The organism is Streptomyces sp. NRRL WC-3618, from assembly GCF_001280005.1.
Lineage (GTDB): Bacteria > Actinomycetota > Actinomycetes > Streptomycetales > Streptomycetaceae > Streptomyces.
Map to the genome: position 1 here is coordinate 17,644 of NZ_LGDW01000460.1, position 20,669 is coordinate 38,312.

A 20,669-nucleotide genomic window follows, 5' to 3' on the forward strand; every position below is an offset into this window, starting at 1 on the left:
ATGACGAAGAGTGAGCTCAACAAGCCCGCCTCTCACCCCGGCCACCCCGCTCCCCTCAGCACCTCCCGCAAGATGAGCGGGCTGGCGGTGGCCGCGCTCGTCCTCGCGGCACTGAACCTGCGGCCGGGGGTCACCAGCCTCGGGCCGGTCCTCGAAGAGGTGCGGGACAGCCTCTCCATGAGCGGCACGCTCAGCGGAGTCCTCACCTCCATCCCCGCCGCGTGCTTCGCCCTGATCGGCTCGGCGGCCCCCCTGCTGGCCAGGCGTTACGGCGCGGCCGGCGCCATCGCCGCCGCCGCCGCGGTCCTCACGGCCGGCCTCGCGCTACGGCCGTTCGCCACCGACCCCGCCCTGTTCGTCACGCTGACCGCCCTGTCGCTCGCGGGCATCGCCATCGCCAACGTGCTGCTCCCGGCGGTCGTCAAGGAGCGCTTCCCCGACCGGGTGGGCGCGATGACCGGCCTGTACTCCATGGCGCTGAACGCGGGCGCCTCGTCCGCCGCCGCCCTCACCGTCCCGCTGACCGAGGCGTTCGGCGGCGACTGGCGGTACGGCCTGGGGGCCTGGTCGGTCCTGGCCGCCATGGCCGTACCCCCCTGGCTGGCCCTCGCCCGCCGCCGCCCGCCACCGGAGGCGGACCGGGCGGACCCGAACGCCCCGCACCCGCCCTCCTCGGTCCGGCTCTCCCGCGACCCCACCGCGTGGGCGCTCACCGCCTACTTCGGGCTGCAGGCGAGCTCCGCCTACATCATCATCGGCTGGCTGCCCCAGATCTTCCGCGACGCCGGACTCTCCGCCCAGACCGCGGGCCTGCTCTTCTCGGGTACCTCACTGCTCGGCGTACCCCTGTCCTTCGCCCTGTCCGCCGTGGCCGGGAAGCTGCGTCACCAGAGCGGGATCGCGGCGGCGATCGGCGCGTGCGGCCTGGCCGGATACGCGGGACTGTGGGCCGGTCCGGCCACCGCGCCCTGGCTGTGGGCGTTCCTCCTGGGCGTGGCCAACTGCTCCTTCCCGCTGGCCCTGACGATGATCGGCATGCGCGGCCGGGACGGCGCCGCCGTCGTCCGGCTCTCCGGCTTCGTGCAGGGATTCGGCTATCTGCTGTCGATTCCCGGACCCGTGGCCGTGGGCGTTCTCTACGACACCTCCGGCGGCTGGCGGCTGCCGCTGTCCTTCATCCTGCTGCTGACCCTGGTCCAGATCGCGGCAGGCCTGCTGGCGGGCCGAAATCGCCAGATCGGCTGAGAAATCGGCGGGCGAGATTTCCGAAAACCGCACCCAGAGAAACTACTTCTTCTCCCTTCACACCCTGCACCCTGCCATGTCCAATAACGTGGAAAAGGTAATTCAGTGAGCACAGTTGTGATGCCCGGTACTCGTCTCGCCACCACCTGCCTGACCGACCTCCTCGCCGAACAGGCACGTCTATCACCGGACCGGATCGCCGTCGTCCACGAGACCGAGAGCCTTACCTTTGCGCAGCTCACGAGCCGTAGCCGGGAGCTGGGCGGCTTCCTGAGGAGGGCGGGCGTCACCCGGGACAGCCGCGTCGGCGTGTTCATGGAGCCGTCGCTCGACCTGATGACGAACATCTGGGGAATCCTGTGGGCCGGCGGATCCTATGTGCCGCTCTCCCCGGAATATCCTGAAGAGCGGATCGCGTACATGATGGCGGACGCCGGAGTGGAAATCGTCCTCACGCAGGAATTACTCCGGCCCACCCTCCAGGAAATGTCACCGGCCGGCGTCCGCACCGTCACTCTCGACGAAGTGTTCCGGCCAACGGAATTCCAGGCAGCGACCGCTGAGCCGCTGCCGCCGCTGCCCGCTCCCCGGCCCGACGACCTCGCCTACGTCATCTACACCTCCGGCAGCACCGGAAAGCCGAAGGGGGTCATGGTCGAGCAGCGGAGCATCGTCAGCCAGATGCGCTGGCTGCACGACGACCAGGGGATCGACGACGGCGAGATCATCCTCCAGAAGACCCCCATGAGCTTCGACGCGGCGCAGTGGGAGATCCTCGCCCCCGCCTGCGGAAGCACGGTGGTGATGGGAGCCCCCGGCGTCTACCGCGACCCCGCGGCGATCATCGCCACCATCAACCGGCACGGCGTGACCACTCTCCAGTGCGTCCCCACCCTCCTCCAAGCGCTCCTCGACACCGAGGACCTCGCCACCTGCCGCTCCCTGCGTCACATATTCAGCGGCGGTGAAGCGCTCTCCCGAAGCCTCGCCGCCCAGTGCCTCGACGCCATGCCGGCGACCCGCCTGGTCAACCTCTACGGCCCGACCGAGTGCACCATCAACGCCTCGGCCTTCGTCGTGGACCGTGCGACAGTCGACGACGGACCGCGCACCATGCCGATCGGCACCCCCGTGGACGCCACCACGTTCCACATCCTGGATCAGCACGGGAAGCCGGTCGCGATCGGCGAGATCGGCGAACTGCACATCGGTGGAATCCAGGTCGCCCGCGGCTATCTCGGCCGCCCCGACCTGACAGCGGACCGGTTCATCGACGACCCCTTCTCCGACACCCCCGAAGGCCGTCTCTACCGCACCGGCGACCTGGCCCACTTCAACGCCGACAGCACGGTCCAGTTCGTCGGCCGCGCCGACAACCAGGTCAAGCTTCGCGGCTACCGGGTCGAACTGGACGAGATCCGCCAGACGATCGAGACCCACGACTGGGTCCGCGGCGCGGCCGTCCTGCTCCACGACAACGATGCCACCGGCTTCCAGAACCTGGTGGCGTTCGTCGAACTCAACCCCAAGGAAGCCGCCCTGATGGACCAGGGCAACCATGGCTCGCACCACCAGTCCAAGCGCAGCAGGCTCCAGGTCAGGGCCCAGCTGTCGCACTCCGGCTGCCGTGACGCCGCCGAACTCGACGGCCGGCCGGTGGTCGAACTCCCCGGCGCCGAGGCCACCCCCGAGCAGCGCGCCCGCGCCTTCGCCCGTAAGACCTACCGCTTCTACGAGGGCGGGCCGGTCGGCCGGGACGACATCCTGCGGCTGCTGGCGCCGCCCGCCCGGCCGCAGCTGCCCGCGCGCGCCCCCGCCGACCTGACCCGGGACGAACTGGGCGCGATTCTGCGGGACTTCGGCCACCATCTCAGCGACCAGCGGCTGCTGCCCAAGTACGCCTACGCCTCCCCCGGCTCCCTCTACGCCACGCAGATGTACCTCGAACTCAGTGGCGTGGGCGAGATCCCCGCGGGCCTGTACTACTACCACCCGCTCCAGCACCAGCTGGTGCTCATCGGCCCAGCGCTCCCGGACGCGGGCACGCCCGGGACGCCGCACGCGAGGGTCCACTTCCTCGGCAAGCACCGGGCGATCGAACCGGTCTACCGCAACAACATCCGCGAGGTGCTGGAGATCGAGGCCGGGCACATGGTCGGCCTGTTCGAGGAGGTGCTGCCGGCCCACGGTCTCGGTATCGCGGCCGGGGAGTACCGGCCCACCGTCAAGGACCGCCTCGACTGCGCCGAGGAGGACCACTACCTGGGCACCTTCGAGCTCCTGCCCCAGGACCTCGCCGAGTCCGCCGAGTCCGCCGAGTCCGCCGACGGCGCCTTCGACGTCTACGTCCAGGCACACTCCGGGCGGGTCGACGGCCTCCCGGCCGGCCATTACCGGTACGCCGACGGCGGCCTCGTACACATCAGCGACGACGTGGTGCTCAAGAAGCACGTCATCGCCATCAACCAGCGGGTCTACGAGCGGGCCGCCTTCGGCGTCAGCCTCGTCGCCACCGGCCCCGACTCCTGGCGGCACTACCTCGATCTGGGCCGCGGACTCCAGCGCCTCCAGATGAACGACCTGAGCCTCGGCTTCATGTCGTCCGGCTACAGCTCCCAGTCCGGCAACGACCTGCCCTCCGCCAAGCGGCTGGCCAGGATCCTCACCGACCGGGGACTGCCCACGGGACCGTCGTACTTCTTCGTCGGCGGACGCGTCAGCGGGGAGCAACTGCTCGGCGAGGACATGAAGGAGGACTCGGTCCACATGCAGGGACCGGCCGAGCTGATCAAGGAGGACCTGGCCGGGCTGCTGCCCCGCTACATGCTGCCCAACCGGATCGTCGTCCTGGACCGGCTGCCGCTCACCGCCAACGGAAAGATCGACAACAAGGCGCTCGAAGCGTCCCAGCAGACCGAACTGGCCCTCTCCGGGTGGGCGTTCGTCGCCCCCCGCACCCGCTCGGAACGCCGGGTCCGCGATGTCTGGCAGGCGGTGCTCAAGCGCGAACAGGTCTCCGTCGTGGACGACTTCTTCGAACTGGGCGGAAACTCCCTGCTCGCCGTGGCCCTCGTCGGCCGGCTGAACGCGGACTTCGGCCGGACCGTGCCGCTCCAGGTGCTGTTCGAGGCCCCGACCGTGGAGCGGCTCGCCGCCCTCCTCGACGCCGAGACGTCCGCGCCGCTGACCCGGCTGGTGCCCCTCCAGCCCGAGGGCACCGGCACCCCCCTGCACTGCTGGCCCGGCCTGGGCGGCTACCCCATGAACCTGCGCCCGCTGGCCACCGCCCTGGGCACCGGTCGGCCCGTCCACGGGGTGCAGGCGTACGGCGTCAACAACGGTGAGGTCCCGTACGCCACGGTCCGTGAGATGGCGACCGCGGACGTCGAGGCGATCCGGGAGATCCAGCCGCACGGCCCCTACCTCCTGTGCGGCTACTCGTTCGGCGCCCGGGTCGCCTTCGAGGCGGCGTACCAGCTGGAACAGGCCGGCGAACAGGTCGAGCACCTGTTCCTCGTCGCCCCCGGCCAGCCCCGGCTGCGTCCCGAGGACGCCGAAGGCGCTTCGGGCCGCGCGGACTTCGGCGACCGCGCCTTCCTCGCCATTCTCTTCTCCGTCTTCGCCGGCACGGTCAGCGGCCCGGCACTGGACGAGGCCCTGCGGACCGTCAGGGACGAGGACGGCTTCGTCGACTTCGTCACCGCCCGCTTCCCCGGCCTCGGCGCGGACCTCGTACGGGCCGTCACCGGCGTCGTACGGCAGACGTACTCCTTCACCTACGAGTTCGACGAGCTGACCGGCCGGCGCCTCGACACCCCGGTGACGCTCGTCAAGGCCGCCGACGACAACTACTCCTTCATCGAGCGCATCGAGCGCCAGGGCGGATTCTCCGCACGCCCGGCCGCCGTCCGCCAACTGCGGGCCGGCCACTACGAACTGCTGCGCGAGCCGTACGCCGCCGAGCTCGCCGCGCTCGTCAACTACCGTCTCGACGCCACTCCCGCCCCCATCACCATCGCCGCCACCATCACGCCCCCGCGTCCGGGCCATGCGACCCGCGCCGTTCTCCAGGAGGTCGGAGTGCCCCACATCAACATCAAGCACTTCCCGGTGCCCATCACCGAGGAGCAGGAGCTGGAACTGGTCACCGCGGTCACCGCGGCCGTGCGAAACGCCTTCGGCTGCAAGGAGGATGTCGTCTCCATCGCCCTCGAACCCGTCACCCAGGACGTGTGGAACGAGCGGGTCTACGTGCCCGAGATCGTCGACCGGCAGGACCTGCTGGCCAAGACGCCCAACTACTGACCGGCGACTCCGTCCCGACCGCACTCCCGACCGCCGTCCCCACCTCCAGTAAGGACTTTTCCATGACGCTCCCCGCACCCGGACACAGCCCGGTGCCCCTGGTGTTCACCGACGAGGTGGCCGCGGCGCTCGCCGACGGCGACCCGGTGGTGGCCCTGGAGTCGAACGTCATCACCCATGGCCTCCCCTACCCCGACAACGCCGCCACCGCCCACAAGGTGGAGGAGGCGGTACGAACCGGCGGCGCGGTGCCGGCCACCATCGGCATCGACGACGGCCGGATCCTGGTCGGGATGACCGACGCGGACATCGAGCGCTTCGCCGCCACCCCGGGCATCCCCAAGGTGAGCAGCAGAGACCTGGCCGCCGTCCTCGCCTCGGGCGGCATGGGCGCCACCACCGTCGCGTCCTCGCTGGTCGCGGCGGAACTCGCCGGCATCCCCTTCTTCTCGTCGGCGGGAATCGGCGGCGTCCACCGCGGCGCCGAGACCACCATGGACGTCTCCTCGGACCTGATCCAGTTCACCCGGTCGAAGGTGGCCGTCGTCTGCGCCGGCGCGAAGAAGATCCTTGACCTCGGCCTGACCATGGAGTTCCTGGAGACGCACTGCGTCCCCGTCATCTCCTACGGCTACGACGACTTCCCCGCCTTCTACTGCCGCTCCAGCGGGCTGCGCGCCCCCCAGCGCCTGGACGACGAGGCCCTGATCGCCCGTGCCGTCGACACCCACTGGGCCCTGGGCAACCCCGGCGGCGTGCTCATCACCAGCCCCACCCGGGAGCAGGACGCGATCGACGGAGAGGACATCGAGGCCGCCATCACCGGGGCCCTGCACAGCGCCTCGGCCGACGGGGTGCGGGGCGGCGCCGTCACGAAGTACGTGATGCGTGCCGTGGACCGCGCCACCGAGGGACGCTCCGCGCTGGCCAACATGGCCGTACTCATCCACACCGCGGAGGTCGGCGGCCGGCTCGCCGCGGCCCACGCCCGGCTCCGACGCGAGGAGAACCGGTGAACCCGGCCCAGCCCCGCACGCAGATCCACCCCCCGACTCAGGCCCACCCCCGATCCCGACCTCAGGAGACTGCTGTGACCCGCGTGGCGATGTTCGACCTGGACGGCACGCTCGTCGACTCGCCGCGGGCGATCGTGGAGGCGTTCGGCGTGGCCTTCGCGGCGATGGGCGCCGACCCCCGGGACCCGGCGGACATCCGGGCGACCATCGGCCTGCCGCTCGAGCAGGCGTTCGCCAAGCTGCTGGGGGTGCCGCAGGACGACCCCCGGGTCGCCGAGGGCGTCGCCCAGTACCAGGAGGCGTTCCGCACGGTCATCCTGCCCCGGGCCAGGTCGCTGGTCTTCCCCGGCGTCGCCGAGGGCCTCGACGAACTGCGCCGCAGCGGATTCGAGCTGACGGTGGCGACGAGCAAGTTCCACGCCAGCGCCGACGCGCTGCTGACCGCGGCCGGACTGCGCGACCACTTCACGGTGCTGATCGGCGCGGACGACGTCACCTACCCCAAACCGCACCCCGAGCCGGGGCTGCTGATCCTCGAACGGCTGGACGCGCGCCCCGAGCACGCCGTGATGGTCGGGGACACCACCCACGACCTGCGGATGGCCGAGGCGGCCGGCATCCCCTCGGTCGCGGTCACCTACGGAGTGCACCAGCGGGCGGAACTGGAGGCGGCCCGCCCGACGTACGTCGCCGAGACGTTCCCCGAGGTCGTGGCGCACATCGTCGGCACGCTGCCCCGGAACACACGGGTCAAGGACGCGCTGGTCGAGGCCGCGTCGGTTGAGGACATGCTGAACGACCGTACGCACCACATCGAGTTCAACGGCCACCTCACCAACCACGTGAAGCACGCCGTCGTCGCCCTGGCCGGCCTGGGCATCGCCCCGGAGCGGATCAAGGCCTACCACGACAACTACGTCACGCTCACCCCGTACGGCTGCCCCGTGGAGCCCGCCCGGGCGCCCCAGCTGACCATCGACGACGACAACTGGGTCCAACTCCTCGGCAAACGCCAGGACTTCGCCGCCCACTGCGAGTTCTTCGACCGCCGCGAGCGGGAACTGGGAATGCCGGAGATGCTACGGCGCTATCTGCCGCGCCTTCTCTCCGGCTGGGTCGGCGCCCTCCAGCACGCGACCATCCATCTGGGCTGGGCGCTGGACGCCGGCAACCGCTGGATGGCCATCGAGGGCATCGCCTACCTGGCCTTCGCCCACGTCGACTGCCACCCCGAGCGGGCCGTCACCACGGAGGCGTACGGCGTGGAGCGGCCCAAGGACTCGCTGCTGCGCATCGCCCGCTACTGGGAGGACAACCGGCAGGAGCTCGGCGCCTGGGTGCAGAACCTGGTCGACGACACGACGTCCGACATCCACCCCGAGCTGCTCAGGTCCGGCCTTCAGCACCGGATCGCCCGGATGCTCGGCGAAGGACACCCGAAGATCTACGAGACCCCCGCCTGGGTCACCGACCAGGACACCGACGCCAGTTGGGACCAGCTCGCCTACCTGGTCACCCTTCTCTACCTGGCGGAGCCGGGCGACTTCCTCCTGCTGCACCTGATGACCGCGCTGCACGCCATGCGGCACATCGCGGACGCCCTCCCCGAGGAGCAGCGCCCCGAAGCGGTGAAGTGCTACTGGACCGGCATCCTCGGTGTCCTGTTCTCCCGCGGCCACTTCTCCCTGCCCGGAAAGCTGACGGCGCTCGACAGCCTCTTCGACACGGCCGTGGACGACGTCGACGACCCGCGCTGGAACCGCGAATGGGAGTGGCTCATCGCACGAGCCGCCGAGGAGGAGGAAGAGCACAACCCGAAGCTCGTCTACGTGATGCGCGCCATGTGGCGCAACACGGGCGGCAGGTCCATCTACCGCGTCGCCGCGGGCCAGTTCACCGCGACGCCCGAACTGCCCGCGACCTTCGAACAGCCGCCGGTCGACTGACCACCGCCCCTCACCAACTCACGTACCAGGAGCCCGACATGACCACAGCCACTGCCGCTAGCACTGCATCCGCGCACACGCTTCGGACGTACCTGGACCGCAACGTCCACCTGCTCCCGCAGACCGACCAACTGCGCGCCCTGCACACGATCGTCCGCGACCGCCACGCCCGCCGCGAGGACTTCGTCTTCTACACCGGCCGCATCATCCGCATGCTGACCGAGGCGGCCCTGGACCTCCTGCCCTTCGAGCCGTACGACGTCACCACCCCCGTGGGCAGCACCTACCCGGGGCTGCGCTTCGCGGGCGGCCTGTGCGGGGTGCCGATCATCCGCGCCGGCGAGAGCATGGAGGCGGAATTACGTGCGGTGGTCCCCGGGATCAGCATCGGCAAGATCCTCATCCAGCGGGACCCGGAGACCAAACAACCGCACCTCTACTACACCAAGCTCCCGAAGGACATCGCCGACCGCCACGTCCTCCTGCTCGACCCGATGCTGGCGACCGGCGGTACGGCGGTCGCCGCCATCGAGGTCCTGCGCGGGCTCGGTGTGCCGGAGGAGCACATCGTCTTCGTCAACTTCATCACCGTGGCGGAAGGCATCACCGCCGTGTGCGAGCGCTACCCCGGCGTACGGATCGTGACGTCCGCCATCGAGGAGGGCCTGAGCGAGCACGCGTACATGCTGCCCGGCATAGGCGACTTCGGCGACCGCTACTTCGGAACGGACCGATAGCGGCCGGGAGGACGGGAGAAACCGGCAAGGGCCGCACCCCGTGACGGGATGCGGCCCTCGGCGCGTGTACCGGTTACCGCGTGTACCGGTTACCGCGTGTACCGGTTACGAGGTCCAGCCGCCGTACGGCACGGTGATGAGTTCCATGGCGTGACCCGACGGGTCCATGAAGTACACGCCACGGCCACCGTCGTTGTGGTTGATCGCGCCGGGCTCTTTCCTGTGCGGATCCGCGTAGTGCTCGATGCCGCGCTTCGTGATCTGCGCGTACGCCGCGTCGAACTCCTCCTCGGAGACCAGGAACGCGTAGTGCTGGGGAGCGATCCGCTCCGCGGGGATCGTGGCGAAGTCCAGTGTGACGCCGTTGCTCAGCTGGACCGCGATGAACGGCCCCCACTCCGAGGTGATCTCGAGGCCCAGCAGGTTCACGAAGAACTCCGCGGCCTCGCGGTTGTCCTGGGAATAGACGATCGTGTGATTCAACTCGACTGACAAGGAATGCCTCCGTAGGCATCTCCCGACACCTCCATGTCTCACCCAGCCGGTGACCGACACGCGATGTCGCCGTAAATCCTACGCGAAATCCGCCCTCCGAGGGCGGCCCCGCCGCGTCTGCGGCGCCCGGAGCCGAACATACAATCCTCGCGACCAATTCGGGGGCGACATCAGCGGGGGAGTCCGCGTGGAAACGATCATCGTGCAGTTGCCCGGTACCGCCCAGTGGGGCGAGGAAGAGACGGGCAGTCCGGAACTGATCCATCTCGGGCCGGGGGAGATCGCGGACTTCGGACGCGGCGGAAAGGGGGTCCGCATCGTCCTCGCCGACCCGGGGATCTCCCGGCGGGCCGGGCAACTGGAAGCCGCGGGGGACTACTGGCGGCTGTCCAACTTCAGCCGCAACGTGTCGTACGTGGTGGAGAACCTGGAGGGGGCGGGCGAGTACCTCACCGTCGCGCCGGGCCGGCTCGGGGCGCCCGTGCCCTTCGAGTTCTCCCGCGTGGTGCTGCCCGCCCTGTCCGGCACCGCCACCTTCAAGGTGTTCGCACCCCAGCACGCCTATCTCGGCGAGCAGTCCATGGCGGGCGGCGGCGAACACACCGTCCACCCCTTCGCCCTGGACCCGACGTCGAAGTACTTCCTCGTCCTGGTCGCGCTGTGCGAACCCAGGCTGCGCGACCCCGCCGACTCGGCGCTGCCCGGCGTCGGGCAGATCGTGGAACGGCTGCGGCCATTGGAGTCCTGCCAGGACCTGACGCGCTCCGCGGTCAACTACCACATCGACTACCTCGCCTTCGCCAAGCTGCGCCTGGACCTCGGCGAGGAGGCCACGACCGCGACCGACGGCAGCCGCATCGGCGCCAAGCGCACCCGGCTCGCCTCCGTCGCCCTGCGCTTCGGCCTGGTGCGCGAGGAGCACCTCAGCCTGCTGCCGCCCCGCACCGCCGGCCGCCTCACCGACCCGCAGGAGAGCGGCGCATGACGACACCCGAGGAACGGGACGACGAGTGGGAAGCGCCCCGCCCGCCCGCTCTCCCCGAGGGCTTCCGCATCGAGGGCTGGGAGCTGGGCGCGGTCATCGGCTCCGGGGGCTGGGGGACCGTGTACGAGGCCCGTACGGTCGCCGACGGCACACCCGCCGCCGTGAAGGTGCTCCCGACCGGTGCCCTCGGGCCCGGGCAGCGGGCCGCGCTCGGTGAACTCGTGGCGCGCGAGGTCCGCTTCAGCGCGGAGGCCGATCATCCCCACCTCGTCCGCACCCACGCGGTGTGCACCGTCGAGGCACCTCAACTGCCCGCCCTGGACGGTGCGATCGCGCTGGTCATGGACCGGGCCGAGGCCAGCCTGAAGGACGCGCTGGACGCCGCCGGGACGGGCGGGCCGATCGCGGACGCCCACCGTGTCCTGCGCGGGGTGGCCGCCGGACTCGCCCACATGCACGACGCCGGGTGGGTGCACGGCGACCTCAAACCCGCCAACGTCCTGCTGGGCCCCGGCGGCGAGGTGTGGCTCGCGGACTTCGGCCTGACCGCCGAACTCGACGGCACCCACGCCCACTTGCCGCCGCTCGGCACCCTCGACCACCTGCCGCCCGAGTGGTGGTCCCAGCGCACCGGCACACAGGGCACCGTCGTCCGCCCCACCGCCGACATCTGGGCCTTCGGCGTCCTCGCCCACCAGGTGCTCACCGGCGGACTCCACGCGTTCCCGGGCGCGACGGCCAGGGCCCGCTCGCTCGCGGCCCAGGCGTACGCCCGCGACACCGCGCCCCTGCGGCTCGACGTCGGTCTCGACGAGGACATGCGCCGGCTGATCGCCGACTGCCTGGCCCCGGACCACGCCGCCCGGCTCCCGCTCACGGCCGCCGGTGTCGCCGCCCGGGTCGAGGCCCTCACCGGCGGCCCACACCGGCGCCGGCGCCGCCTGAGACCCGCGGTCGCGGCCGGCCTCGTCGTCCTGACGGCGGCCACGGTCGCCGGGGCGGCGGTGCTCGGCGGAGGGGGAGGCGGGGGCGGAGGCGGAGGCAGCCAGGACGACGACCGCGGCCACGGCACCCACGCCACCCCCGCCACGCCCGGCCCGCCGCCCGGGGAGATCCCCGCGAACTCCGACGTACCCGAGGCGCTGCGCCCCGTCATCACCCGCGCGGCCGGCCGCTGCTCCGACGAGGAGATCACCCCGGCCCTGCTGGCCGCGCTGGTCAAGGCGGAGAGCGGCTTCGACGCGACCGCCTCCCGCCCGCAGAGCGAGGAGTACGGCATCGCCATGTGGACGCCGTCGGTGTTCCGGGCCTGGGCGGTGGACGGGGACGGGGACGGCGACAAGGACCTGATGTCGCCGCCGGACGCGATCTCCACCATGAGCCTGTACGTGTGCTGGCTCGACCAGCGCTTCAAGCAGGCGGGGCTGCCGAAGAAGGACCTGCCGGCGCTCGTCGCGGCCGGCTACCGCACCAGTGACCGCACGGTCATCGAGGAGCGCGGCGTGCCGGAGCGGGTCCGGCCGCACGTGGACGAGGTGATGCGTTACCTCACCGAGTACGAACGCTGAGTACGAACGCAGATCACGAGTGCTGAGCCGCACGAACGCGAGCGGTGGGCGGGGCCACAGCCCCGCCCACCGCTCGTCCCCCGTTCCTTCGTTCCCCCGTTCCCGGTTACGGCACCTACCTACTGGCCGCACTCCGGGACGTTCGGCAGCCGGTTGTCCGGCGAGCTGATGTAGATGTTGGACATGTAGCCCCCGTACTGGGGCAGGTAGGCCCACCACTCGTTGGTATAGGGCGGCAGGCTGACCTCCTCGCCCCGGGTCTGGCAGCTCACCAGGACCTCGACTCCGGCCGGGAGCTGCGTCAGCCGGTCACTGCCCGTGGTCGGGCTCCTGCGGACGTTCACGAACTCGCTCCAGGTGCCGAACCAGGTACCGGCGGGCCGCTTCGCCCCCGGCACGTTCAGCGAGCGGGTCAGCCGGCCGATGTCGGTGTACGCCTTGCCGTACGAGGTGCCGGCCTCGTGCAGCGTCAGCACGGCCACGATCGCCCGGTCGTCCGCGCCGACCGTGCCGGTGGTGTGCAGCGCGGGAAGGCTGAGGTTCACGGCGTCGGCGGCGCGGGGAGCCTGGGCGGCCGGTTCCGCCCGCGTTCCCGAGGACAGGGTCTGCGGGCCGCACGTGCCCTTCGCGTAACTCCCGGACCAGCCCTGCTTCACCGCCCAGGGCCGGTCGAACGACCCGGCGATGCCGAAGTGCTGGTCGAAGTGGTCGGTGGCGGAGCAGCGCGTGGAGCGGCGCAGGTTGTCCATGATGAAGGTACGGACGGGGGCGGGCGCCTTGTCCAGGATGTACCGGTAGATCGCGACCGTGTCCCGGGCCGAGAGGGCGGTGTAGCCCCAGAAGCCCGGGTAGTCGGCGGGCGGCGCCGCCGTGTCACGCAGCCCGAGCTCGGGCAGGCGTTTCATCCGCTCGATGATCGCCGAGCCGCCGTACGTCGACCAGTAGTAGTTCGCGGCGTCGTCGTCGCTGCCGCGCAGCATCGGCTCCAGCCGGGCGCGGTCGGGCGCGGGGATGGTGTAGTCCGGCGCGCGGCCCAGGAGGAAGTCCAGGGCCAGCAGGAGCTTGACGACCGAGGCGGACCGGAACTGGGCGCTCTCGTTGACCTGTTCGGTGAACTTGCCGGTCTGCCGGTCGAAGACGGCCACGCCGGCGGTGACGCCGGGCGGGATCTGGGCGGCCGCGACGGTCCGGACGGTCTTGGCCGTCTTGGCCGTCTTGCCCGTCCCGGATTGTGCCGTCGCACCGCTGGTGAGTGACGCGGCCATGACGACGGCCGCGAGCGTTGCGGCGCCCCGCAGGAGCATGCGCATGGTTGCCCTTCCTGGATCGCCCTGGTTGTCCTACGGGCCCTGGCCTGGCCCCGCGGCGCCACGATAGGAGCCCGGCCGGGGCGGTGGTCCTGACGAATGTCAGGGCTAGTCAGGGCTCCGGCGGAGCGGGGCCGCCCTGCGGGTTCGACCCTGACAAGTGTCAGGTTCCGGCGGTGCGGTGACCCCCGTACGGTCACGACCAGCGAGCGACGGCCGGCCGGCGGCCGGTCGCCGCGCACGACCGGATCAACCGCCGACACACGAAAGAGGACTCATGAGCCGCCGATCACTCAGGACAGTGCTGGCCGCCGGAGGCGCCGCCGCGGTCATGGCACTCCTTCCGACCTCCGCCCAGGCCCAGCAGTTCTCGGGCGGCAACTACGGGGCCTACGGCAATGAGGGCCAGTACCCCACCACCAACTTCTGCTCGGGCACGTTCCGGCAGATCGGGGCCACCAAGACCTTCCAGGGCATGTCCCTGAAGTACTTCTACTCCGACAAGTGCGGCTCGTTCGCCCGGATCGACAACTCCCGGGCGAACTGCGAGGCCGTACTGGAGCGTTCCGACAACGGCGCGGGCAGGGCCGACGGCTGGGTCTCCGAGACCGTCGACAACGGCATCAACTACGCCTACACGATGATGGGCAGCAACCTCAACGGCCGCGTCTCGCGCGCCCTGCTCGCCTGCGACGGCGAAGAACTGGCGAGCACCGGCTGGTTCTGAGCCGCACCACACGCCCGAGGGGCGGCCGGTACTCCGGTCCGCCCCTCGGGCGTGTTTTGGGAACGGTGCGTCAGCAGTCCGGGACTCCGGCGATCTTCTGGCCTCCCCGGATGTACAGGTTGTTCACCCAGGCGAGGTCGCTGCCCGAGAACTCCATGACAGCGGTCCACCAGTTGTTGGTGCCGACGGCCGGGTCGCTCACGGTCTGGCCCTGCTTCTGGCACAGGGCGTCTGCCGACCACTGCGAACGGACCGCGAGCCGCGGGGAGTCGGTGGTCGGCTGCTGGCGCAGGTTGACGTCGGTGGCCCAGATGTAGACGTCGGTGAGGGTCGGGTCGCCCTGGTTGGCAACGGCGGCCGGGGCCGCCTGGGCCGTGGTGGCGAGGCCGCCGACGGTGAGAGCGGTCACCGCGAGCCCCATGGCGGCACGGCTGATCAGTCGCTTCATGTGTCTGTCCCCCAAGGACGAGAATGAGGATGGCGTGGCCGGAAGCAGTCCTGTTCCGGGCCCGCAGCGCCCGGAGACGGGCTGCTTGCCGACGTCCAGAACTGTAGGGAGACCGTGATCCGCACGGTCCTGACAACTGTCAGGACCAGCGCCGCGTCACCCACGCCCGCCCTCCCGCGACACCGTGCCCGAGAGGCCGTGGCCCCTGACGTCTGTCAGGGACCACGGCCTCTCGGGCCTGCCTAAGGTGCGAAGCGAGGAGTACGGGAGTCCACCCGCGCACCTCCCACCGCGTCGAAGGGAACGTCATGCGCAAGACGACTGCGGCACTCGCCGCTGCCGGGGCACTCGCCCTCGTGGTCACCGCCTCTCAGAGCGCCGCGGCCGAGGGACACGGCCGCGGCTGGTACGGCGTGTGGGCGGACGGGGTCAACGTCCGCGATGTCACCGAGGACAGCTGCTTCCAGTCGCCGAGCACTTCGAACTGCCCTGTCATGGGCCAGATCAATTCCTGGGACGAGGTGTTCGTGTACTGCCAGATTCCTGGCCAGTCAGTGGGCGGCAACCCGTACTGGGTGATGGTCTCGCCACGAGGCTGGGACAAGTACGGGATCATTTCCAGCTACTACATCGAGAACAGCACCAACTGGATCGACGGCGTACGCGGTCCGGAAGGCTGCACCATGAGCGGTGGTTAGCCGGACCGGGAGCCGATGGGGGCGCCCGCCGACCCGCCAGCCACCGGGCACCCCCCTTCCCCTGCACTCAGCCCCTCACGTCGCCGTACAGCTCACCGTCGGCACACCCCCACCCCCCGGCGCTCCCCCGAACCCGAAGGTCACCGAACTCCCCGCCGCCACACTCCCGTTGTGAACCGCGTTCACAGCGGTAACCGTCGCCCCGCTCTGCGTGTACGACGCGTTCCACATACTCGTGACCGCCTGTGAACCGCCCCAAGTCCACGTCACCTTCCAGGACTTGAGCGCCACCGTCCCCGAATTGGTCACCTTCACCTCGGCGTTGAACCCGCCACCCCAGTCGCTGCTGACGGCATAGGAGGCGGAACAGGCCGCCGTACCGCCACCACCGCCACCGCCTCCTCCTCCCCCGCCGCCACCGTTCCCCGGAAAGCCCGGCGCCTTGATGCTCGCCAGGTACCCGTCCTTCACGGTGTCCACCGACGACCAGTCGTCCTTCAGAATCCCGCCCGTGTCACCGGAGTTGGGGTTCCATGACCAGAACGTCCAGTGGAAGGAGTCCGAGCCGTTGGTCGAGGTCGGGCGCAGATAGTCGACCAGCGCGGCCAGCCACCGCTGGTCCACGGTCGACTGGAGCGTCGTACCGAACTCCCCCACCCACACCGGCGCGATGTTCTGCTTGAAGATGTAACCCCAGTACTTGTCCCAGATCCCGGGCATGTTGACGGGGAACGAGGGATCACTGAACCAGCTCTGCTGGGCGACGCTCGTCGCGTAGTCGTGGGCGGAGTACACCACCCGGTTGGCCACGTCCAGTTGCACCGGGTACTGCGCGACCCCCATCAGGTTGCCGCCCCACCAGCCGGAGACCCCGTTGACCGTCTGCACGCCCTCCACGAAGACGAGCAGCTGCGGGTTCGCGGCGAGCACCGCGTTGCCCGCCCGCTGCGCCGCCAGCCGCCAGTCCTTCGTCACGTCGCCGCAGCCCCAACAGGCGGGATCGTGGGGCTCGTTGTGCAGGTCGATGCCGACAACCGCGTCCTGGCCGGAGTAACGCGTCGCGATGGCCTTCAGGTTGGCGATCCACGTCGACTCGGGCACCGCCGCCGTGTACCAGAGCGCCGACTGTCCGCCCGAGTCCGGGCGATGCCGGTCCAGGATGACCTTGAGGCCGGTCCGGCCGGCGTACGCGACCAGCTTGTCCATGACCTGGAGGGAGTTCAGGCCCTGGAGGTCCGCGTTCTTGCCGCTGCTGAAGTCGATGCTGTTGGGGGCGGTCGAGGACTTGAAGATGTCGTCGCTGTAGGGCAGCCGGATGGTGTTGTATCCGAGCGTCTTCATCTGGTCGATCATGCTTTTGTAGTCGCGGGACCAAAGCCCGTGGACCACGTTGTTGCCGGTCTCGAAGCCGAACCAGTTGATGCCGGCGATACGGACCGGCTGCCCGGCCGCGTCCAGGATCTGCCGCCCGCTGGTGTGCCAGTAGCCGGCACCGGCGGCGGCGGGCGCCGCACGGACGTCCGCCGTGTCGGCGTCCGCCGCGTGGACGGCCTGCCCGCCGGCTCCCAGCGTCAACAGGAGCGCGGCGGCGACAGAACACACCGCTCTTCGCAGGCCGCGGCGGCGGGGCAGGCTGGGAGAGCCGGAAATGCTGGGAGTGTCATGGAAGTGGAAGCGGAACATGCCGCTCGCTCCTCTCGGGGGGCGCGGCCCCGGACTCGATGGGAGCGCTCCCATGCGCCGCGCACCTCCCAGGAAACTGGCACAACATGCTCACGTCAATACTCGCGGCACCCTGCCGACTTCGGACCAGCTTCAGGCCGGGTTCAGCACGACCGAGCCGAGCCGAGCCGATCCCGACGCCCGGCCACCCGCCACCCGCCGCCGATCAAGACGGCCGCTTCCGAAGCCGCCTGACCCCGACAAAGGCGACGACGAGCACGGCGACGGCGATGGCCCCGGTCTTCGCGTTCCCCTCCGCGCCCCCGGCTCCCTCGTTCCCCGAGGCCGAACTCCCTTTGCCACCAGGCGAGTCGGAGCCACCGGAGGCGCCGTACGAGGGAGCGTCCTCGGCCTTCACCACGCTCTCGGCGCCCTCACTCCCGTACATGAGCTTGGACCCGTCACGGCTGTACGTGACCGACTCCCCCTGCCCCTGCAACGGCACGTCGAGCTCCCCCTGCCGCTTGAGCTTGCCGCCGTTCCAGGTGTAGGCGACGCCGCCGAAGTACCCGCGTACGGCCAACTGCCGCCCGTCGGGCGAGAAGGCGGCGTCGGTGGCCCACATGTCGACGGGGACGGTGGGCCGGAAGACGTTGGCGCCGGAGGAGGAGAGCTTGTCCGGGCCCACGTACAGATGCCCGCCGTCCTCCTGCTTGTCGATGATGTAGACGCGCCCGGTCTTGGGGTGCACCACGAGCGACTCGGCGTCGCGGGAACCGTCCGAGTACTTCACGACGTACTGCTTGGCGCGGATCGTCTGGTTCTTCAGCACCTTCGGCTCGGTGAGCCGGTAGATCCAGACGTAGTTCCAGGTCACGCCGTCGTTGTCGCCGATGTCGCCGACGTAGATCTGGTTGTTCGGCCCGATGGAGATGGCCTCGATGTCGCGGGGCTTGCCGACGCCCGTCATGGTGACGGTGGCGACGGTCCGCCCGGTCGCGCTGTCGATCGCGTACAGGAAGGCCCCGTCGTCACTGTCGTTGTGGGTCCAGTAGACGCCGGGGTGCTGCCGGGACGCGGCGAGGCCGCTGGACTCGGTGATCCGCGGATCCTTGATGGTGAAGTCCTGGTCACCATCGGCAGCGGAGGCGGGCGCGGCGAGCGCCCCGACGAGTAGGCCCCCGGCGAGGAGAGCGAGCGATCGGCGCATGCCCTCCAGCGTGCCATCCCGGCGCCCGATAGGAGGCTCGCGACCCTGATCGCCCACCGGATCGGCCGCCCCCCGCCCGCGCAACTGCCCACAACCCGCCCCACACCTGACACCGGGTGGCCCGACTCACACACCACTCCCGCCCCACGGCCCTCCCTCGATCCCTCATCATGAGCGGATGCTCAGGTTGATGCCCGTAGGCGACTCCATGACGATCGGCAGCGCCGGCGAACACACCTGGCGCTACCGGCTGTGGCAGCACCTGCGGGAGACGTACGGCGGCCCGTTCCGCATCGTCGGCCCGCGCGAGGCGCTGTACGACAAGGCGACGGACACCCCGGACTCGTACGAGTACGCCGACCCGGACTTCCCCCGCGCCCACCTGGCCGGTTGGGGCGAGGGCTGGCACCACCTGACCCCGCTGATCGCGGACGCGGTACGCGCCCACAAGCCGGACGTCCTCCTGGTCTCCCTGGGCCTGATCGACCTCGGCTTCTACACGGACGCGGAACAGACGGCGGAGAACGCGCGCACGTTCATCGCCGAGGCGCGGGCGTCCAACCCGCGCATCGCCATGGCCCTGCTCCCGGTGATCCCGAACGTCCGCGCGGAAACAGACGCGCCCTTCGCCGCCCAGGTCACCCGCTTCAACGAACTCCTGGCGAAGACGGCAGCCGACCTCGACGAGCCCCGCTCCCCCCTCCTCCTGACGTCACCCCCACCCTCGTACGACATCCACCACGACACGTACGACGGCACGCATCCGAACGCGAGCGGCGAGCACAAGATCGCGGGGGCGTTCGCGGATTCCCTGTACGAGGCGTGGGATCTGGGGGAACGGTACGGGGCCGGCAGCGGCTGACCGAGGAGGCGGCCGACGTCAGGCGGGCGTCACGAAGCGGTATTTCAGGTGGGTGGCGAGGGGAGTGTCGATGACCCTGACCTTTTCCAGGGTCCCCGGCCCGGCGCCCAGCTCCCCGAAGAGGCGCAGGCCGTCCCCGAGGAGCGCGGGTACGACGTGCAGTTGCAGTTCGTCGATGAGGCCCTCCCCGAGGTACTGACGCACGGTGCTCGCCCCGCCCGCGATGTCGACGTTCCTGCCCCCGGCCGCCTCCTTCGCCCGCTTGAGGGCGCTGTGGATGCCGTCGGTGACGAAGGTGAAGGTGGTGCCGCCCTCCTTGACCAGGGTGGGCCGGGGGCGGTTCGTGAGCACGAAGACCGGGGTCCGGAACGGGGGGTTGTCGCCCCAGAACGCCTCGCCGGTGTCGTACATCATCCGGCCCATGACCACCGCACCGGTGGCGTCGAACCACTCGGCCATCAGCTCGGAGTCGCGGTTGTCCTCCCCGCCGGTCATGCCCTGGCGCTCCCGCCAGCTCGCGAGGTTGTGGATCCACTCGAAGAGCGGCTCGGCGCCGTCCCCGCCCGGGTTGTCGAGGGTGACATCGGTGCCGGCGATGTAGCCGTCGAGGGAGATGGCCAGGTCCGCGGTCACGGTCACGGTCATGGGGGTGTGCTCCTGAGGTGTTGAGGCCTTGAGGCCTGGGAGGCGCGGGCGGGCGGGAGTGCTTCGTTCACTCCCACGTCGATCGGGAACCCACGCATTCGACACCCCGGCGGCACCACCTCAGCCCACGCCCCTCGGTGAGACCCACGTCACATTCGCCCAGGCGTGTCACATCCCACCGCTCCGTCACGTCATTCGTGTGTACCGCCCGACAGGGCAGCACCACAGCAGAACCAGAGCAGCTTCAAAGACGACGGAGGAGCCCATCATGGAAGCCCGTTTGAACCTCTTCGCCAGCCCCATCGCCGCCAAGGCCACGAAGCACCTCGTCGCGGCAGGAAAGGCGGTCCCCGACTCGGTCCTGCCGCTCGCGACACAGGAACTGGTGCGGCTGCGGGCCAGCCAGATCAACGGCTGCGGTTTCTGCACCGACATGCACACCAAGGACGCCGCCGCCGCGGGAGAGACCGCGCAGCGCCTGCACCTGGTCGCCGCCTGGCGCGAGGCCAAGGTCTTCACCGACGCCGAGCGCGCCGCGCTGGAGCTGACGGAGCAGGGCACCCGTATCGCGGACGCGGCCGGCGGCGTCACGGACGAGGCCTGGGCGAACGCCGCCAAGTACTACGACGAGGAGCAGCTCACCGCGCTGGTCCTCACCATCACCCTCATCAACGCCTTCAACCGCATGAACGTCATCGTCCAGCAGCCCGCCGGCGACTACGAGCCCGGCATGTTCGGCTAGGCCTGTGGGAGAAGCCCCCGCGGGGGCTTCTCCGCCCGTCCCGTATGTGTCACCGCTCGCGTGGATATTCA

General features: G+C 70.3%; 17 protein-coding genes. 11 read left to right on the forward strand and 6 right to left on the reverse strand.

Annotation, left to right across the window (positions count from 1 at the left end):
* The 5 genes from ADL01_RS32835 to upp all read left to right on the forward strand — a co-directional run bounded on the left by ADL01_RS32835 (position 1) and on the right by upp (position 9,249).
* Positions 1 to 1,245, forward strand: coding sequence for a CynX/NimT family MFS transporter (locus ADL01_RS32835; protein WP_053745682.1), 1,245 nt, complete (start codon positions 1 to 3; stop codon positions 1,243 to 1,245).
* Between the two features lie 120 nt (positions 1,246 to 1,365).
* The gene (locus tag ADL01_RS32840) at positions 1,366 to 5,550 is read left to right on the forward strand and encodes an amino acid adenylation domain-containing protein (protein ID WP_053745683.1); all 4,185 of its coding nucleotides are present in this window, start codon (positions 1,366 to 1,368) and stop codon (positions 5,548 to 5,550) included.
* A 62-nt stretch (positions 5,551 to 5,612) separates the two neighbouring features.
* Entirely contained in the window at positions 5,613 to 6,566 is a 954-nt protein-coding gene (locus tag ADL01_RS32845) for a pseudouridine-5'-phosphate glycosidase (RefSeq protein WP_053745684.1), read from the forward strand.
* 74 nt (positions 6,567 to 6,640) lie between these two features.
* A complete protein-coding gene (locus tag ADL01_RS46835; protein ID WP_234354877.1) occupies positions 6,641 to 8,512 on the forward strand; it encodes an HAD-IA family hydrolase in 1,872 nt (623 codons plus the stop codon).
* Between the two features lie 38 nt (positions 8,513 to 8,550).
* Positions 8,551 to 9,249 (forward strand): uracil phosphoribosyltransferase, encoded by a 699-nt coding sequence (gene upp / locus ADL01_RS32860; protein WP_078960889.1) that lies wholly within the window; start codon positions 8,551 to 8,553, stop codon positions 9,247 to 9,249.
* Between the two features lie 105 nt (positions 9,250 to 9,354).
* Here upp and ADL01_RS32865 read toward each other — a convergent pair whose 3' ends face one another.
* Positions 9,355 to 9,744: a VOC family protein gene (locus ADL01_RS32865; protein ID WP_053745685.1), complete on the reverse strand. Its 390-nt coding sequence runs from the start codon at positions 9,742 to 9,744 to the stop codon at positions 9,355 to 9,357.
* Positions 9,745 to 9,931: 187 nt separating this feature from the next.
* Here ADL01_RS32865 and ADL01_RS32870 point away from each other — a divergent pair, with 187 nt between their 5' ends.
* Complete coding sequence (locus ADL01_RS32870) at positions 9,932 to 10,729, forward strand: FHA domain-containing protein (RefSeq protein ID WP_053745686.1); 798 nt, start codon at positions 9,932 to 9,934, stop codon at positions 10,727 to 10,729.
* Entirely contained in the window at positions 10,726 to 12,297 is a 1,572-nt protein-coding gene (locus ADL01_RS32875) for a serine/threonine-protein kinase (protein WP_053745687.1), read from the forward strand. Before ADL01_RS32870 ends, ADL01_RS32875 begins: the two co-directional genes overlap by 4 nt.
* A gap of 119 nt (positions 12,298 to 12,416) precedes the next feature.
* Here the strand turns inward: ADL01_RS32875 and ADL01_RS32880 are convergent, their stop codons facing one another.
* Positions 12,417 to 13,607, reverse strand: a complete 1,191-nt coding sequence (locus ADL01_RS32880) for an SH3 domain-containing protein (RefSeq protein WP_053745688.1) — start codon at positions 13,605 to 13,607, stop codon at positions 12,417 to 12,419.
* 274 nt (positions 13,608 to 13,881) lie between these two features.
* Between ADL01_RS32880 and ADL01_RS32885 the strand changes: the two genes are divergently transcribed.
* Positions 13,882 to 14,331: a hypothetical protein gene (locus ADL01_RS32885; protein ID WP_053745689.1), complete on the forward strand. Its 450-nt coding sequence runs from the start codon at positions 13,882 to 13,884 to the stop codon at positions 14,329 to 14,331.
* 70 nt (positions 14,332 to 14,401) lie between these two features.
* On the opposite strand, the gene ADL01_RS32890 is transcribed toward ADL01_RS32885, so the two are convergent.
* On the reverse strand, positions 14,402 to 14,779 hold the full coding sequence (locus ADL01_RS32890; RefSeq protein ID WP_053745690.1) for a hypothetical protein: 378 nt from the start codon (positions 14,777 to 14,779) through the stop codon (positions 14,402 to 14,404).
* A 308-nt stretch (positions 14,780 to 15,087) separates the two neighbouring features.
* Here ADL01_RS32890 and ADL01_RS32895 point away from each other — a divergent pair, with 308 nt between their 5' ends.
* On the forward strand, positions 15,088 to 15,477 hold the full coding sequence (locus ADL01_RS32895) for a hypothetical protein (protein WP_053745691.1): 390 nt from the start codon (positions 15,088 to 15,090) through the stop codon (positions 15,475 to 15,477).
* Positions 15,478 to 15,552: 75 nt separating this feature from the next.
* Here ADL01_RS32895 and ADL01_RS32900 read toward each other — a convergent pair whose 3' ends face one another.
* Positions 15,553 to 17,160 (reverse strand): cellulase family glycosylhydrolase, encoded by a 1,608-nt coding sequence (locus ADL01_RS32900; RefSeq protein WP_234354878.1) that lies wholly within the window; start codon positions 17,158 to 17,160, stop codon positions 15,553 to 15,555.
* Positions 17,161 to 17,365: 205 nt separating this feature from the next.
* On the reverse strand, positions 17,366 to 18,349 hold the full coding sequence (locus ADL01_RS32905) for a hypothetical protein (protein WP_053745692.1): 984 nt from the start codon (positions 18,347 to 18,349) through the stop codon (positions 17,366 to 17,368).
* Positions 18,350 to 18,527: 178 nt separating this feature from the next.
* On the opposite strand from ADL01_RS32905, the gene ADL01_RS32910 reads away from it, so the two are divergent.
* Positions 18,528 to 19,211 (forward strand): SGNH/GDSL hydrolase family protein, encoded by a 684-nt coding sequence (locus tag ADL01_RS32910; RefSeq protein WP_053745693.1) that lies wholly within the window; start codon positions 18,528 to 18,530, stop codon positions 19,209 to 19,211.
* A gap of 18 nt (positions 19,212 to 19,229) precedes the next feature.
* On the opposite strand, the gene ADL01_RS32915 is transcribed toward ADL01_RS32910, so the two are convergent.
* Positions 19,230 to 19,850, reverse strand: a complete 621-nt coding sequence (locus ADL01_RS32915; protein WP_053745709.1) for a dihydrofolate reductase family protein — start codon at positions 19,848 to 19,850, stop codon at positions 19,230 to 19,232.
* 274 nt (positions 19,851 to 20,124) lie between these two features.
* Here ADL01_RS32915 and ADL01_RS32920 point away from each other — a divergent pair, with 274 nt between their 5' ends.
* Positions 20,125 to 20,598 (forward strand): carboxymuconolactone decarboxylase family protein, encoded by a 474-nt coding sequence (locus ADL01_RS32920; RefSeq protein WP_053745694.1) that lies wholly within the window; start codon positions 20,125 to 20,127, stop codon positions 20,596 to 20,598.
* The last annotated feature ends 71 nt before the right edge of the window (positions 20,599 to 20,669 follow it).

Excerpts from the sequence above, each read along its gene's own strand:
- ADL01_RS32835 (WP_053745682.1), top strand. The coding sequence starts at position 1 with ATGACGAAGAGTGAGCTCAACAAGCCCGCCTCTCACCCCGGCCACCCC.
- ADL01_RS32840 (WP_053745683.1), top strand. The coding sequence starts at position 1,366 with ATGCCCGGTACTCGTCTCGCCACCACCTGCCTGACCGACCTCCTCGCC.
- ADL01_RS32845 (WP_053745684.1), top strand. The coding sequence starts at position 5,613 with ATGACGCTCCCCGCACCCGGACACAGCCCGGTGCCCCTGGTGTTCACC.
- upp (WP_078960889.1), top strand. The coding sequence starts at position 8,551 with ATGACCACAGCCACTGCCGCTAGCACTGCATCCGCGCACACGCTTCGG.
- ADL01_RS32875 (WP_053745687.1), top strand. The coding sequence starts at position 10,726 with ATGACGACACCCGAGGAACGGGACGACGAGTGGGAAGCGCCCCGCCCG.
- ADL01_RS32880 (WP_053745688.1), bottom strand. The coding sequence starts at position 13,607 with ATGCGCATGCTCCTGCGGGGCGCCGCAACGCTCGCGGCCGTCGTCATG.
- ADL01_RS32885 (WP_053745689.1), top strand. The coding sequence starts at position 13,882 with ATGAGCCGCCGATCACTCAGGACAGTGCTGGCCGCCGGAGGCGCCGCC.
- ADL01_RS32890 (WP_053745690.1), bottom strand. The coding sequence starts at position 14,779 with ATGAAGCGACTGATCAGCCGTGCCGCCATGGGGCTCGCGGTGACCGCT.
- ADL01_RS32895 (WP_053745691.1), top strand. The coding sequence starts at position 15,088 with ATGCGCAAGACGACTGCGGCACTCGCCGCTGCCGGGGCACTCGCCCTC.
- ADL01_RS32900 (WP_234354878.1), bottom strand. The coding sequence starts at position 17,160 with ATGTTCCGCTTCCACTTCCATGACACTCCCAGCATTTCCGGCTCTCCC.
- ADL01_RS32905 (WP_053745692.1), bottom strand. The coding sequence starts at position 18,349 with ATGCGCCGATCGCTCGCTCTCCTCGCCGGGGGCCTACTCGTCGGGGCG.
- ADL01_RS32910 (WP_053745693.1), top strand. The coding sequence starts at position 18,528 with ATGCTCAGGTTGATGCCCGTAGGCGACTCCATGACGATCGGCAGCGCC.
- ADL01_RS32920 (WP_053745694.1), top strand. The coding sequence starts at position 20,125 with ATGGAAGCCCGTTTGAACCTCTTCGCCAGCCCCATCGCCGCCAAGGCC.